Source organism: Levilactobacillus brevis (assembly GCA_021383565.1).
Lineage (GTDB): Bacteria > Bacillota > Bacilli > Lactobacillales > Lactobacillaceae > Levilactobacillus > Levilactobacillus brevis_B.
In genome coordinates this window covers 1,245,056-1,260,483 of the sequence record CP079699.1, presented here as the reverse complement: position 1 = coordinate 1,260,483, position 15,428 = coordinate 1,245,056, and the positions used below count along the sequence as shown (strand labels likewise).

The following is a 15,428-nucleotide window of genomic DNA, read 5'->3' as shown; positions in this document are numbered from 1 at the left end:
TTGAGTTAACGTGGGAGGATAACATGACGGATAAGCCCATTAATACTTTAACTGAATCACAGGCTGCCGAGGAAGCAGCCGAATTACGCCCCCAGCTGATTAAGTGGGGGAAAGCCTATTACGATGCCGATACCCCGACCGTTGAGGATGACGTTTACGATCGCGTGTATGCCCGATTGGTCGCCTTAGAAACGGCCTTTCCGGCAATCGTCACGCCGGACTCACCAACCCAACGCGTGGGGGGAACCACTCGCGGCGACCTGCCGAAGGTTACCCACGAGATTCCGATGTTGTCGCTGGGCGATGTCTTTTCGCTCGAGGAACTTGGTGAATTCGACGAGCGTCTGCGGGCCAACGTGGCTGAAGACTTTGACTATAACTGTGAGCTAAAAATCGACGGACTAGCCATTTCACTGCGGTACGAGAACGGTGAGTTTGTTCAGGGCTCCACACGGGGTAACGGGCAGATTGGCGAAGATATCACGGCCAACCTGAAGACGATTAAGTCCATTCCGCAAACGCTGAGTCGTCCACTGACAATCGACGTGCGCGGGGAATGCTACATGCCCAAGGCCGCCTTTCTGGCGTTGAACGAACGCCGGGAAGCCGCCGGCAAGGCGCCGTTTGCCAATCCGCGAAACGCGGCGGCCGGCTCCCTGCGGCAGTTGGACGTTCAGGTTACGGCGGAACGGCAATTGGCCACGTTCATGTACAACATTGCCGATTACGAACCGCTGAATACGCGGACACAGAGCGGGCTACTCGATGAGTTGGCCGAACTGGGTTTCACGACCAATCCGACCTACCAAGTCGCCCACAACATGGCCGAGGTGGGGGCGTACATCGATCAGTATCAGGCCAAACGGTCCGATTTACCTTATGGGATAGACGGGATCGTCATCAAGGCCAATCCGTTGCCACTTCAGCGGTCGTTGGGGGCCACGGTTAAGGTGCCGCGGTGGGCGATTGCCTACAAGTTCCCCCCCGAAGAGGTCCAAACGAAGGTCCTCGATATCGAATGGACGGTGGGCCGAACCGGTATCGTCACGCCGACCGCCGTCATGGAACCCGTCGCACTGGCGGGAAGTACCGTGGCGCGGGCGTCGCTACACAACCCGGACTACCTGGAAGCCAAGGATATTCGCTTAGGGGATACGGTGCTCCTGCACAAGGCGGGCGACATCATCCCTGAAATTTCTCAGTACGTCGCCGATAAACGACCGGCCGACGCCAAGGCCTATCCGATTCCCACCAAGTGCCCGTCGTGTGGCGCCGAACTGGTTCATTTGGATGAGGAAGTTGCCTTGCGGTGTATCAACCCTAATTGTCCGGCACAGCTGGCCGAGGGGATGAACCACTTTGCCTCCCGCAACGCGATGAACATTGCCGGCCTGGGCCCACAGATTGTGGCGCAGCTTTTCGACCGCAAACTGGTCACCAACGTGGCGAGTTTGTATCGCCTGACTGCCGATCAATTATTAACTTTAGATAAATTTGGGGAGAAGTCAGCCCAAAACCTCTTGACAGCAATCGATAATAGTCGCAATAATTCATTAGAACGTTTGCTATTTGGCTTAGGCATTCGGCACGTGGGCGCCAAGGCGGCCCGGTCGATTGCCGCCGAATTCGGTGATCTCGATAGCTTGATGGCTGCCGATAGTGAGACCATCGCGGCGATTGATACCATTGGCGGCATCATTGCCGATAGTGTGGTCACGTACTTTAGCAGTGATCAGGTCCGTGACCTGGTCCAGGAGCTCGCCGACCTTGGCGTTAACCTGACCTATACCAGTGGCCCAGCCACACCCGTTGACCCCGAGGGACAATTCGCGGGCCAACGCATCGTGTTGACCGGGAAGCTCCAGGAGCTCACGCGCCCCGAAGCCACGGCCTGGTTGGAGCAACACGGCGCCACGGTCACCGGGTCCGTTTCCAAGAAGACGGATTTACTCATCGCTGGGGAAGCGGCCGGTAGCAAACTCACCAAGGCACAGAGCCTAAACGTTCCCGTGTGGAACGAAGCTCAGCTGGCGGCGGCAATGAATGACAACAAATGATGACCTTTAGGAGGAAACAAGTCGTGAAACGGTTACGAACTTTTATCGCGTTGGCCGCGGTACCATTATTTCTGGCTGCGTGTGGTAATTTAAGTAGTTCCAGCATGTCTTCCGGTTCCGGAAGCAATAAATCTGGGGGCACCCAATTGACGGGACAGTCGACGGATGGGGACTACGAAGGGGTCATTAAGAGTGGCCACTATCAGACCAGTAAGTCGCGGGGGGTCACGAACAGTCAGGACTCCGGGAACACCTACAACTTGAAGAGCTTTGAAAACGGTATGTTGAGTGTGTCCAAGAAGGTCTTCTCGACCAAGAAGTACGTCTTCCAAGAAGGGCAGTACCTGAGTAGTTCCACCGTTCAGAATTGGCTGGATCGCAAGTCCAAGTCCAATCCGGATGGGTTGAACCCCACCAGCAACGGCTCAACGTCGCCCACTAAGCGGAATCCCGTTTACATCCAGGCACTGGAAGAACAGGACTACATGACCCAGAAGGATAATAAGTTATCGCTGGGTGGCGTGACGATTGGGATTGCGGTCAACTCTGTGGACTACTACAAGAAGACCCAGTACGGGGCCACGTACGAGACGAAGATCGACAAGGCTACCGGCGAGGCCTACGCCAAGAAGGCGGCCAACACGGTCTTACAACGTCTCCGCAAGAAGTCCGCGTTGAAGAACGTGCCAATCGTGATTGCCGTTTACCGCCAGGCTTCCAATGATAGCCTGGTCGGCGGGACCTTCCTGGCTTATTCCAACAATAAAGCCGGTGCCACGAGCATTAAGACGTGGACGCCACTGGGCGACAAGAATTACGTCTTCCCAATTGAGAGTGGGTCCAGCAGTCCGAACAGTAATGACGAGAGTTCCTTCACGAACTTCAAGACGCAGGTTGAGAACTTCTTCCCGAACCTGAGTGGCGTGACCGCACAAGCGCGTTACAACGGCAAGAATCTTCAAGGCATGCACGTGAACATCACGATTCAGTTCTACAGTCAAACGGAAATCATCAGCTTTACGCAGTACCTGCAAACGGCGGCGCAAAAGTATCTGCCGTCCGGGGTACCGATTGATATTACGGTTTCCTCGACAGATGGGGTGCAAAGCTTCCTGTCCCGTTCGACCGGATCGAAGAAGTTTACCAGTCACGTCTTTAATAGCTACTAAAATTTAAACAATAGGTTTGGTGAGGTTGTGGGTGTTTGTGTCGTCAAGGATACAGGGGCCCACAACCTTTTTGTCCACCGGGTGACGTGATCCGCGGTGAAATGAGTTGTCACGTCCCTCTTTAACTGGTATCATGGGCTTTCAGTGGTCAGCCCCGCTTTTGAAATCACCAGAAAATTAAGCGTGGGCGGGCTAAACCGGGCCAAGTTAATGATGAAGACCCTTACTTAAAATTCAAGTCAACCGGTATCATGAAAAAAGCCAGCATTTTCCCGTCAGAATCTTTGGCGGTTCGCGGATATATGGTAGAATGTTATTGTGTGTTTATCTTCCGGAATGTGGAAGATAGACGGTGAATGCGGATAAATTAGAAAGAGGGATATTGATGGCTAATCGAATTAATCGAGACCAAGTTCAACACGTTGCTAGCTTAGCAAAACTTGAATTTACGGATGCTCAGTTGGATGCTTTTACGCCCCAATTGGATGACATCATTGGCCTTTTTGAAACGCTTAGCGACGTTGATACTGACGGCGTTGAAGCAACAAGCAGTGTTTCTGATCAATTAAACGTAATGCGCGAAGATGTCGCCGACAATTGGGGACAGAGTCAAGCGCTCCTTAAGAATGCACCGGATGCCGCTCGTGGCTTCGTGAAGGTACCAGCCATCATTGATGAAAGCGAGGATAACTAACAGATGAACTATTTCAAGCAAGATCTGGCCAGTCTCCACGCCGATTTGGTGGCCAAGAAGTTCAGCTCTAAGGAACTGACCCAAGCCACCTTCGACAACATCAAGGCCACCGACCCGAAGATTGACGCCTTCTTGGCACTGAACGAAGACGCGGCTTTGGACCAAGCGGCGAAGATTGACGCCGCTGGGATTAACGCCGACCAACCATTGGCCGGGATTCCCGTGGCCATTAAGGATAACATCGTCACCAAGGGCCTTACCACGACGGCAGCTTCGAAGATTCTCGAAAACTTCAAGCCCGTCTACGACGCCACGGCCACGACTAAGCTCGCCGATGCCCAAATGGTGACGGTCGGGAAGACCAACCTGGACGAATTCGCCATGGGTGGGTCGACCGAAACGTCAGCCTTCAAGCAAACCAAGAACGCTTGGGATCAGACCAAGGTTCCTGGTGGGTCTTCGGGTGGTTCCGCTGCGGCCGTTGCTTCCGGGCAAGTCGTCGCAGCCTTGGGAACCGATACCGGGGGATCTATTCGTCAACCGGCATCCTTTAACGGCGTGGTCGGCATGAAGCCGACGTACGGTCGTGTTTCCCGGTGGGGCCTGATTGCCTTTGGGTCCAGTCTGGACCAAATTGGCCCGTTGACGCGTGGCGTGAAGGATAACGCCACCATCTTGAGTGCCATTGCCGGGCATGACGATCACGACCTGACCAGTTCCACGCAGGCTGTCCCTAACTTCGCCAGCGACTTAAACGATGCCGCCAGCGTTAAGGGCCTGCGGATCGGGTTACCGAAGGAATTCCTGGCCGAAGGGGTCGATGAAGATGTGAAGGCCGCTATTCTGGCTGCTGCGGATACCTACCGCAAGCTGGGGGCCACGGTCGACGAAGTTTCTCTCCCACACAACAAATATGGGGTCGCCGCTTACTACATCATCGCCTCATCCGAAGCCTCATCCAACTTACAACGGTTCGATGGGATTCGTTACGGCTACCGGGCCAAGGACGTTCAGAACCTGGAAGACGTCTACGTGAAGTCCCGTTCTGAAGGCTTTGGCGACGAAGTTAAGCGCCGGATCATGCTGGGGACCTTCTCCCTGTCGGCCGGATTCTATGACGCCTACTTCCTGAAGGCGGCCAAGGTCCGGACGGTCATCATCAACGACTTTAAGGCCGTTCTGAAAGACCACGACTTCATCATGGGGCCGGTTGCACCAACGCCAGCCTTTGATTTAGGGGCCGAAATCAAGGACCCCATCACCATGTACATGAACGATATCCTAACGATTCCCGTGAACTTAGCGGGGCTACCAGGTCTGTCCTTACCAGCCGGCTTCAGCAACAACTTGCCAGTTGGGATGCAACTGATCGGGCGGCCGTTTGACGAAAGCACGCTGTACAAGGCGGGCTACGTCTTCGAACAAAACACTGACTTTCATTTACAAGTCCCAACGTTAGGAGGTCAAAACTAATGAACTTTGAAACGACTATTGGACTAGAAGTCCACATCGAGTTAAAGACCAATTCAAAGATCTTTAGCCCATCCCCCGTGGCTTACGGGGCCGATCCTAACGCCAACACCAATGTGATCGATTGGGGGTACCCTGGGGTCCTGCCAACGACCAACAAGGGTGTTGTGGCGGACGGTATCATCGCGGCCTTGGCCTTACACGCCACGGTTGAACAACACACGCATTTCGACCGGAAGAACTACTTCTATCCCGATAACCCGAAGGCCTACCAGATTACGCAATCCGACAAGCCAATCGGCCATGACGGCTGGGTTGAAATCGATGTCGATGGCGTGAAGAAGAAGATCGGGATCTCCGAGATGCACATCGAAGAAGATGCCGGGAAGAACACCCACGAACGCGACTACTCCTACGTCGATTTGAACCGGCAGGGGACCCCGCTGATTGAAATTGTGTCCAAGCCAGACATTGCCTCTCCAGCCGAAGCCTATGCTTACCTGGAAGCCCTGCGGCAACGGATTCAATTCACTGGGATTTCCGACGTGAAGATGGAAGAAGGGTCCATGCGGGTCGACGTCAACATTTCCGTGCGTCCCGTAGGCCAAGCGAAGTTTGGGACCAAGACCGAGCTGAAGAACTTGAACTCCTTTAACTACGTGCAACGCGGGTTGGAGTACGAAGAAAAGCGGCAACAACAGGTCTTGATGTCCGGCGGATCCGTCCAACAGGAAACGCGGCGGTTCGACGAAAAGACCGGCGAAACGATCCTGATGCGGGTCAAGGCCGGGGCCGATGACTACCGGTACTTCCCAGAACCAGACCTGCCTGCCTTGAACATCAGCGATGACTGGATCAAGGAACTGGGCGATGCCATGCCAGAGATGCCAACCAAGCGGCGTGAACGTTATGTCAATGAACTTGGGTTGACGGATTATGACGCCATGGTCATCACGCAGACTAAGGAAATGTCTGACTTCTTCGACGCTACGGTGGCCTTAAAGGCTGATCCGAAGATGGCGGCCAACTACCTGCAAGGGGACGTGAACGCCTACCTGAACGATAACCACGTTGATTTACAAGCCACGAAGCTGACTCCCGCTAACTTAGCCGGGATGATCAACTTGATTTCCGATGGCACGATCTCCAGCAAGATGGCTAAGAAGGTCTTCAAGGCGATTACCAAGGGTGAGGAACCCAAGGCCTTTGTCGAGAAGAACGGCTTGGTTCAACTGTCCGATCCTGCCAAATTGCAACCCATCATTGACGATGTCTTGCAGGCCAACCCACAATCCATTGAGGACTTTAACAACGGGAAGAAACGGGCTGTTGGGTTCCTGGTGGGGCAGATTATGAAGCAAACGCACGGGCAAGCAAACCCACAAGTCGTTAACAAGTTGTTAATGACGGCATTACAGCAATAGAGAGCAATGGAGGCACATCATGCGTAAACGGGCACGGGTCATTTATAATCCAACTTCAGGTCGTGAAGCCCTGAAGAAAGACCTGATTGACATTCTAGCGGTGTTTGAACAAGCGGGGTACGAGACGAGTGCCTTTGCGACCACAGCCGACCCTAATTCGGCTCAAAACGAAGCGACTCGGGTAGCCAAGGCTGGCTTCGAGCTGATCGTGGCTGCCGGGGGCGATGGGACGATCAATCAAGTTGTAAACGGGATTGCTGGATTACCACATCGTCCTAAAATGGCCATTATTCCTGCCGGTACCACGAATGATTATGCCCGGGCGTTACACATCCCGCGCGAAGATCCGTTGGCGGCAGCGAAGGTGGTCTTGAAGGACCAAACCATTAAGATGGATATTGGTAAAGCTGGCGATTCGTATTTCATTAACATCGCCGGTGGCGGGTTGTTGACGGAACTCACCTATGACGTGCCGTCCAACCTGAAGTCCATCTTCGGCTACTTGGCCTACCTGTTGAAGGGGGCCGAGCTGTTACCACGCATCAAACCGATCGACATGGACTTGACCTATGATGGCGGTCATTTCCGCGGGAAGGCGTCCATGTTCCTCTTGGCGTTGACCAATTCCATCGGGGGCTTCGAGCAGATTGTGCCCGACGCCGCCCTGGATGACGGGAAATTTACCATGATCATCGTGAAGACGGCCAGCATGCCGGAGATTCTCCGGCTGATGGGGCTGGTCTTAAACGGGGGTAAGCACATCAACGACCCCCATATCATCTACAAGAAGACCAGCAAGGTGATTGCCAAGCCGGTCGAGGAGCGGATGATGATTAACCTGGATGGCGAATACGGTGGGGATGCCCCCATGAAGTTCCGTAATCTGGGTCAGCATATTGAAATGTATGCCAACCTCGACGCCATTCCGGATTCGGCGGTTACTAGTGAATCGCCGGAGATTCTGGAAGCAGAGCAACGGTTCGTCAAGCAGGTGGAGAGCCTGCCCGACGACCAACAGCCAACGGAAGACTAAGATACTGAAGGGATTTTGCGCGATTTTTTAGGGGCAAAATCCCTTTCTCATTAAGGAGAACACATGAAAACTAAAGCACCAGTCACTAAAAACGAACGACTCGACGTCACCATTGCCGACCTGACTTATCAGGGAATGGGCGTGGCCAAGGTCGACGACTTCCCATTATTTATCGAAAACGCCTTACCCGGTGAAAAGTTGACGATTCAGGTCACCAAGGTTCAGAGTCATTACGGTTTTGCCCGGGCGATCACGTGGAAAACAACCTCACCGGATCGGGTCGAAGACGTGGACAAGACGTACCGGCAAACGGGGATCGCACCGCTCCAACACTTGGCTTACCCGGCCCAACTGAAGTTCAAGCAACACCAGATTGCCGAACTCTTCAGTAAGGACCATCAAGATGTCGAAGTTGCCCCAACACTGGGGATGGAAAATCCTACCCAGTACCGGAACAAAGCGCAAGTGCCCGTTCGGATGGTTAAGGGCCAGTTGGAAACCGGCTTCTACCGCCAGCACAGCCACGAGCTCATCCCCTTAACCGACTTCTACATTCAAGATCCCGCCATCGATGCCGCCATCGTAAAGGTTCGGGACTTACTCCGTCAGTTTGAGATTCCGGCCTACAACGAAATCAACGACAAGGGCGTCATCCGCAACATCATGGTGCGGCGTGGTTACTACAGTCATGAGATGATGATTGTCCTGATCAGTCGGACCCAAAAGTTGCCGAGTCAGGCCCAATTGGTTGAACAGATTCACGAAGCCTTGCCGGAAGTCACGAGCATCGTGTTAAACGTTAATGCCAAGAAGACCAACGTTATCATGGGCAACGTGACGCGGACGCTGTACGGCAAGCCGACGATTGAAGACAGTCTGTTAGGCTTGACCTTCGCCATTTCGGCGCGGTCCTTCTACCAAGTCAACCCGCAACAGACCGAAAAGCTTTACCAAATGGCCATCGACAAGGCCGGCTTGACTGGCGCGGAGACCGTCATCGATGCTTACTGTGGGATCGGGACGATTTCACTGGCCTTGGCTAAGCATGCCAAGCAGGTCTACGGGGTCGATATTGTTCCTGAAGCCATCGAAGACGCCAAGGTGAACGCCCAAAAGAACCATTTGACCAACGTGACCTTTGAAGTCGACAAGGCCGAAGATCAGATGGCTAAGTGGCAAGAGGCCGGTATCAAGCCCGACGTCGTAGTGGTTGACCCACCACGTAAGGGTCTGGCCGAAAGCCTGATTGATTCCACGGCGAAGATGGGCCCGAAGAAGGTTGTCTACGTCAGTTGTAACCCAGCAACGCTGGTCCGCGATGTCGCCCGGTTCCAAGAACTCGGCTACGCCATCGACGGTCCAATCCAACCCGTTGACCAATTCCCACAGACGCCACACGTGGAAAGCGTCACGGTGCTGGTGAAGAAGTAATCTCATTTTAAATCGTCTTCTAAACGCGGCTGTCCATCGGGATGGTCGTTTTTTTATCCGGATTATAAGACTCACAGTTTCCTCTAGATGGATAATTATTTGCACATGAAATTATACCGATCACCGAAATAAAGGTAATTTACTAATACAAATATGATTTGTAAACGTTATCTCCCATAAACTGTTTTATTGATAACAGTTTAGTAGTATAATATTACCTGCACCTGGTTGTTTGACGGGCGACACGAAATGAACCATGTGAATTGAGGGAATGCGGATGAAACGAATAGGATGGTTAGCCGTTGGGGTAGCGGCATTGTTGTTAGGGCTGAGCGGAACTCAGACAGGTTATGCGAGTGATCAGTTGGACTTAACGACGGGGTTGAAGACAGTTCCGCAGGGATTGCCGCTAGATAAATATTTTCAGGCTGGAAGCTCTAATAACAATAAAGCCAATGTTGTCGCGGGGCAAAACGCGGATTCTCCGAACACCCAGGTGGTTGAGCTGACGACTGGTGGGAGTCAAGTGGGTTCCATCTGGTCGCTACCGGACTTTAAGTTTAATTTGAATGAAAAACAGGTCGCTTCCATGTGGCTTAACTTTGGCTCGAAAGGATATGACTCGAGTTATGCACCTCAAGTAGTTCCCGGCGACGGCATGGCGCTGGTCCTGCAAAACGCCAATAATCCGATGGCGGCCACCCCTAACTTTGGGACAAATTCACCGTATGGAGAAACGCTAGGCGTCTGGGGCGTCGCTAACTTGGGAACGACCGATACCTCGGCTGTTGCCGGGACGGCGATTCAGAATAGTTGGGCGCTGGAGTTCGATTCGTATTTGAATCAGGCAACCGAACTGGCCAACGCCAAGAGTGCAGCGTCATTTGATGCGGACACTACGGGTGGAAAGCTGACCGCACCACACCTTGCAGCTAATTATCCAGGACAGGCGTCGACGTATACGCCCGTGACGAAGACTGAAGGCGGAATAGATATCTTTGGGCATAACGTTGGTGGGACTACGGGGACTTACATACAGATGGTCCACAAGGGCGTCATCCAAGGCAGCAACTTCAAGTTTCTCTCCGACGGCGCCTGGCACCACTTAACTTTGAGCTATACGCCTAAGTCTGGGTCGGCTTCTGCGAAGATGACCTACACCTTCAACGATAAGAATCCGACCACTGGGGCCAGTCAGCCCGGGCAGACCAGCAGTATGGATGTTGACCCCAGCATTATCGATCCCGATAATACCGGCAAGGCTACGTGGGGCTTCACCGGGGCCACTGGGATCTATAGTGAGGCCAACATGGTTGCCTTCGAACAGATTCCTAATCTGGTAAATGCCACGGCTACCGCGGACCTGACGGCCAACGGCAAGTCCGTCAGCGATGGCGGAACCATCAAGGCCAACTCGCCGGTCGCGTTGACCTATAACGCGAGCTACAACAGTGGGACGGCGGACTGGCAAGGCATTCAAGCCGAGCTTAAGCTACCAGATCACCTGACGATCACCAAGGGGACCGTCAGCTATGCCAATGGAGACACGACCACGCTGGGAGCCGCCGACCTTGCCGCCATCAATCAGGGGAACGGGGTCGGTTTAAAGGACCTGAGCAAGGCCAATTCGACCGCCAAGATTTCCTTAACTGGGACGGCGGCCAGTGTGACCAGTAGTACCGCGGTTCCGGCCACCGTGAGTGAATTCAAAGGGAGCAACGCCATCGTTCAGGCGACGTCGCCGAGCTTTACCATCACGCCGTCGACCCTACATCTAGCCACGGATCAGACGGCCATCTCGGCCGATGGCACCACCGCCGTGCCGGTGACCGGGACGGTGACGGATTCCGCTAGCGCCGTGACCAACAGTAATCTGACGATTCACGGGACCTTGAATGATGCGAAGCTGGACGACACGGCACTTTCTTCGAGTGATGCGGCGGGGAAGTTCTCCGTTTCCGTGCCCGCCGATAAGCTTCAACCGGGCGCGAACGTTCTGGATCTCACTGCCGAGGATAAGACCACGGGGGCATTGTCCAACATCGGTGAGGTCATCATCACGGTTGGCGAGCTGAAATTTCAATCGGTGAGTGGAACGGCGCAGTATCAGGCCCAACTGACCGGGACGTCCCATTTGGTCGCACGCGATAGTTCGAGTGATTTAAATATTGTGATTCAGGACACGCGCGCCAGTGGGAACAACTGGCAACTGACGGCCGCCGCTACGCCGTTGACAGCCGCGGATGGCGACCAACTGGCGGGACGGTTGGTCTACGTCAACGGTACGGCACAGACTACGCTGGGCGCTACCGCCGTTCCCGTCATGACGCACACCGATGGGGCCAGCACCACGACCGACGTGACGGGCGACTGGGCCGCCAATCAGGGCCTACTACTGGACCTAGATGGCGATGCGCATCAGTCGACGGCCACTTACAGCAGTCAGATCACTTGGGCGCTGATCAATTCCGTCGGTTAATCTGCAACATTTTGTTTTGGCCATTGAGTATGTGGTTGACCGCTCGTGGGTCAATCTGGGGGATTTTTAAACAGTAGTTGTGAGAAGCCGGGAGTCAGTTCCCGGCTTTTTTCGTGTTGTTACCCCAACATCTAGGGGTAGGGAATGACAGACACAGCTGGTGACACCAAATAAATCAAGTTTTACTCACGACCAGTAAATTTATGACCAATTAAACGATGTCAGTGACCGGTCATTTACCCCCGCGGTGGCTTGATGATTCCAATAGCGTGAGCTCGCCAGTTAAATGGATTTAGCCGTTGTTGTCCACTTACAATTAGTCGCTCGGAGAAAAAGCTTGAGTCGCACCCGTTAATTATGTTACATAGCGGCTGGCGGTAAAATGTCTAGGGACAATCCCAATTTTCTATATATTGTATTTTATTCTGGCCTCTGATACTATATATAGTGCATTCTTGATGACAGGAGCGATGACAATGATGAAGACAGCAACGGCCGCAACGATCACGTTGACGGCTGATTTCATAGAAAACGTGGTCCAAACGGTGACGCCACACTGGGGTGAACTGGGGTGGGTGACCTACAAGCGGACCTACGCGCGGTGGCTCCCCGAGCAACAGCGGACCGAGGAATGGCCCGAAACGGTGAAACGCGTGGTGGAGGGCAACATTAACCTCGACCCGCGGCTTCACGATGATCGTGCCGACGCCCAAGTGGTGGCAGATCTAACCCATGAGGCCCAGCGGCTCTTCAAGCTAATCTATGGCTTGGCCGCGACGCCCTCTGGCCGCAACCTATGGATTTCCGGGACCGACTACCAACAGAGAAATGGCGACGCACTCAATAACTGCTGGTTCATTGCCGTTCGGCCGCAAGTTTACGGGGATAGCCACATTATTCCCAGTTACTTGACGCCCAATCAAGTAGCGGTGTCAATGCCATTTTCCTTCATGTTTGACCAGTTGATGAAGGGTGGCGGGGTCGGCTTCTCCGTGACCCCCAACAACGTTCGGCAGATGCCGCGCGTCGACCAGGCCATCGACCTGACCATTCTGATCGATGCCGCCAGCACCTCCTACGAGGCCTCGGTAGCGTTAGGTGCCGTGGACCGGTCCGCATGGTTGCGGGACCACTCGTTGGCGGGGACCCGCTACTATCGGTTGCCGGATACCCGCGAAGGCTGGGTACTGGCCAACGCCAACCTCATCGATGCGCATTTTGCCGGGACCAATCCCGACCGGCAGACCCAGGTCGTGTTGGATATCAGTGACATTCGGCCTAAGGATGCGCCTATTCATGGTTTCGGGGGGACGGCTTCCGGGCCCATGCCGTTAGTCGAGATGCTCTTTGATAGCAACAACATTTTAAATGCCGCGGTAGGCCGCCACCTGACCGCCGTGGATTGCACGGATCTGGGTAACCTGATCGGCAAGACCGTAGTGGCCGGCAACGTCCGACGTTCGGCCGAGCTTGCCCTGGGTGGTGCCGAGGATCATGACTTCATGACCATGAAGCAGGACAAAGAAAAGTTATATCATCATCGCTGGGCCTCCAACAATAGTGTGGCCGTTGACCAGCAATTCGACGATTACCAGCCCATGGCTGAGGCTATCCAGCAAAATGGGGAGCCGGGAATGGTCAATCTCGACCTATCTCGGAATTACGGCCGGATAGCCGATGGCCGTCAAGAGGGCATCGACGGCGCCGTGGAGGGGACCAATCCTTGTGGTGAAATCTCACTGAGTAACGGTGAACCCTGCAACCTTTTCGAAGTCTTCCCCAGCGTGGCCGAGGATCAGGGCTGGGCGCTCGAGGACGCCTTTGGTCTGGGCGCACGGTACACGAAGCGCGTGACGTTTAGCCACTACGACTGGGAAGTCTCACGCCGGGCCATCCAGAAGAATCGCCGGATTGGCGTGTCCATGTCGGGAATTCAGGATTGGATCTTGAAGACCTTTAAGCAGCGTGTGGTGACGGGCTTCACAACGGAGAAGACCGCCGACGGTCAGCTGATTAGCCGGCCACTGTACAATCAAGCCGCCGTTAAACGGGTTAGTGACCTGTATCACGCCGTGGTCGCCGCCGACAAGGCTTATTCCCAGACGCTGGGATGCCAGCCGTCCATCAAGCACACGACGGTCAAGCCCTCCGGCACCGTGGCTAAGTTGGCCGGTGTCTCCGAGGGGATGCACTTCCATTATGCGCGCTACCTGATTCAGCGGATTCGTTTCCAGGACAGTGATCCCTTACTGCCGGCGCTGCGGGCGTGCGGCTACAAGGTGGAGCCCGACGTTTACAGTCAAAATACGATGTGCGTGGAATTCCCCGTGAAGGCCGCCCACGCCGATGATCCAGCCTTTGCGTCCGCGGGGAGCGTGTCGATGGCCGAGCAGTTTGCGACCCAGGCCTTCCTGCAGACGTATTGGTCCGACAATGCCGTGAGTTGTACGGTGACTTTCCAGCCAGAAGAGGGCGACCAGATCAGTCGGCTTCTGCGGCAGTACCGTCACACGATTAAATCAACCTCGCTGCTTCCATACAGTGGCGCGGACTTCAAGCAGGCGCCCAAGGAACCCATCGACGCGGCGACTTACCGGCAACACCGCGCTCAGATTACCGGAGACGTGGCGGAAAAATTCGCCGAGTTGAACGGCAATCATGATCAAAAGGACGTGGAACTGGTCGATCAATCCGATTGTGCCAGCGGTGCCTGCCCGATTCGCTAGGCACAACTAGCCGGGGCAACCCGAGACGAAAGGTGAAGAAGATGACGAAAATTTATACGCGGGTCGGCGATCACGGGCTGACCAAACAAGTGAGTGGCCAGATGGTGGCAAAGACGGACCTCCAGATTGTGGCGCTCGGCGAAATTGACGAGCTACAATCCTATTTAGGCGTGGTGGTGACCAGCCTACAGCCGAACCAAGGCGACTTAGGCAACGAGCTGTGCGACGTGCAACGCAAGCTCTACGTGTTGGAGGCCGACATCAGTGTCAAACGCCATCAGGAAATGGCCGCGGCTGATACGACCTGGCTGGAACAGCGGGTGGATGCGTTCATGGCCGCCACGCCGGACCTCAAGGAATTCATCCTTCCCGGGGGTTCACCAGCCGGCGCGCACTTGCAGTATGCTCGGACGGTGGCCCGCCGTGCGGAACGGTCCGCGGTGGCTTTAAATACGGTTCAACCGCTAGATCCCGCCATCTTGACGTACCTCAACCGGCTGTCGGATTACCTCTTTGCCATGGCGCGGTACGTGAATCATCGGGATGGTTACGTGGAGATTCCTAGCAATAAGGAGAAGGCCGAACGTCAGGCAGCACGAGCAGCTCGGCGCCAGGCTAAATCAGAACTTTAGGTGGCTGGGCAACGAGGGTTGTGGTGGTCGGCCGTCTTCTAATCCCTAAGCAACCAGTGTGTGAAGTCAATCGCAAGTTAACCAACGCCAAACCCAAGAGGCCGGGATTTTATCCTGGCCTCTTGGCATGTGGCGCTTGGGTTCAGCCGTGTCTGCCAGGAGAGTGGCAGACTAAGACTTTTTTGACCGGCTCAGGAAAGTCGATGTTACCGGGGTTAGAAGACGGTGGACTAGACCAAAGGAATGACTATTTTGTACCGGAACGGTCAATTTCTTCGCGAGCGCGAAATCCTACTAAGACTAGTAGAAAATA

Annotated in this window: 10 protein-coding genes; all 10 read left to right on the top strand. The window is 54.4% G+C overall.

All coding sequences use genetic code 11. The annotated features are described in order from the left end of the window. The first annotated feature begins 23 nt into the window (after positions 1–23). Entirely contained in the window at positions 24–2,057 is a 2,034-nt protein-coding gene (gene ligA, locus KB236_05885) for an NAD-dependent DNA ligase LigA (GenBank protein UIF30226.1), read from the top strand. After that, on the top strand, positions 2,057–3,226 hold the full coding sequence (locus KB236_05880; protein UIF30306.1) for a CamS family sex pheromone protein: 1,170 nt from the start codon (positions 2,057–2,059) through the stop codon (positions 3,224–3,226). Before ligA ends, KB236_05880 begins: the two co-directional genes overlap by 1 nt. 385 nt (positions 3,227–3,611) lie before the next feature. After that, a complete protein-coding gene (gene gatC, locus KB236_05875) occupies positions 3,612–3,920 on the top strand; it encodes an Asp-tRNA(Asn)/Glu-tRNA(Gln) amidotransferase subunit GatC (protein ID UIF30225.1) in 309 nt (102 codons plus the stop codon). A gap of 3 nt (positions 3,921–3,923) precedes the next feature. Next, a complete protein-coding gene (gene gatA, locus KB236_05870) occupies positions 3,924–5,393 on the top strand; it encodes an Asp-tRNA(Asn)/Glu-tRNA(Gln) amidotransferase subunit GatA (protein ID UIF30224.1) in 1,470 nt (489 codons plus the stop codon). Next, on the top strand, positions 5,393–6,814 hold the full coding sequence (gene gatB, locus KB236_05865) for an Asp-tRNA(Asn)/Glu-tRNA(Gln) amidotransferase subunit GatB (GenBank protein UIF30223.1): 1,422 nt from the start codon (positions 5,393–5,395) through the stop codon (positions 6,812–6,814). The genes gatA and gatB overlap by 1 nt, the downstream gene beginning before the upstream one ends. Positions 6,815–6,833: 19 nt before the next feature. After that, positions 6,834–7,847 carry a diacylglycerol kinase gene (locus tag KB236_05860; protein UIF30222.1) on the top strand — a complete coding sequence of 338 codons (1,014 nt, stop codon included), beginning with the start codon at positions 6,834–6,836 and terminating at the stop codon, positions 7,845–7,847. Between the two features lie 63 nt (positions 7,848–7,910). Continuing rightward, positions 7,911–9,278 carry a 23S rRNA (uracil(1939)-C(5))-methyltransferase RlmD gene (gene rlmD, locus KB236_05855; GenBank protein UIF30221.1) on the top strand — a complete coding sequence of 456 codons (1,368 nt, stop codon included), beginning with the start codon at positions 7,911–7,913 and terminating at the stop codon, positions 9,276–9,278. 277 nt (positions 9,279–9,555) lie between these two features. Next, positions 9,556–11,757 (top strand): hypothetical protein, encoded by a 2,202-nt coding sequence (locus tag KB236_05850; GenBank protein UIF30220.1) that lies wholly within the window; start codon positions 9,556–9,558, stop codon positions 11,755–11,757. Positions 11,758–12,233: 476 nt separating this feature from the next. Then, positions 12,234–14,483, top strand: coding sequence for a ribonucleoside-triphosphate reductase, adenosylcobalamin-dependent (gene nrdJ / locus KB236_05845; GenBank protein ID UIF30219.1), 2,250 nt, complete (start codon positions 12,234–12,236; stop codon positions 14,481–14,483). A gap of 41 nt (positions 14,484–14,524) precedes the next feature. After that, positions 14,525–15,115 (top strand): cob(I)yrinic acid a,c-diamide adenosyltransferase, encoded by a 591-nt coding sequence (locus tag KB236_05840; GenBank protein UIF30218.1) that lies wholly within the window; start codon positions 14,525–14,527, stop codon positions 15,113–15,115. The last annotated feature ends 313 nt before the right edge of the window (positions 15,116–15,428 follow it).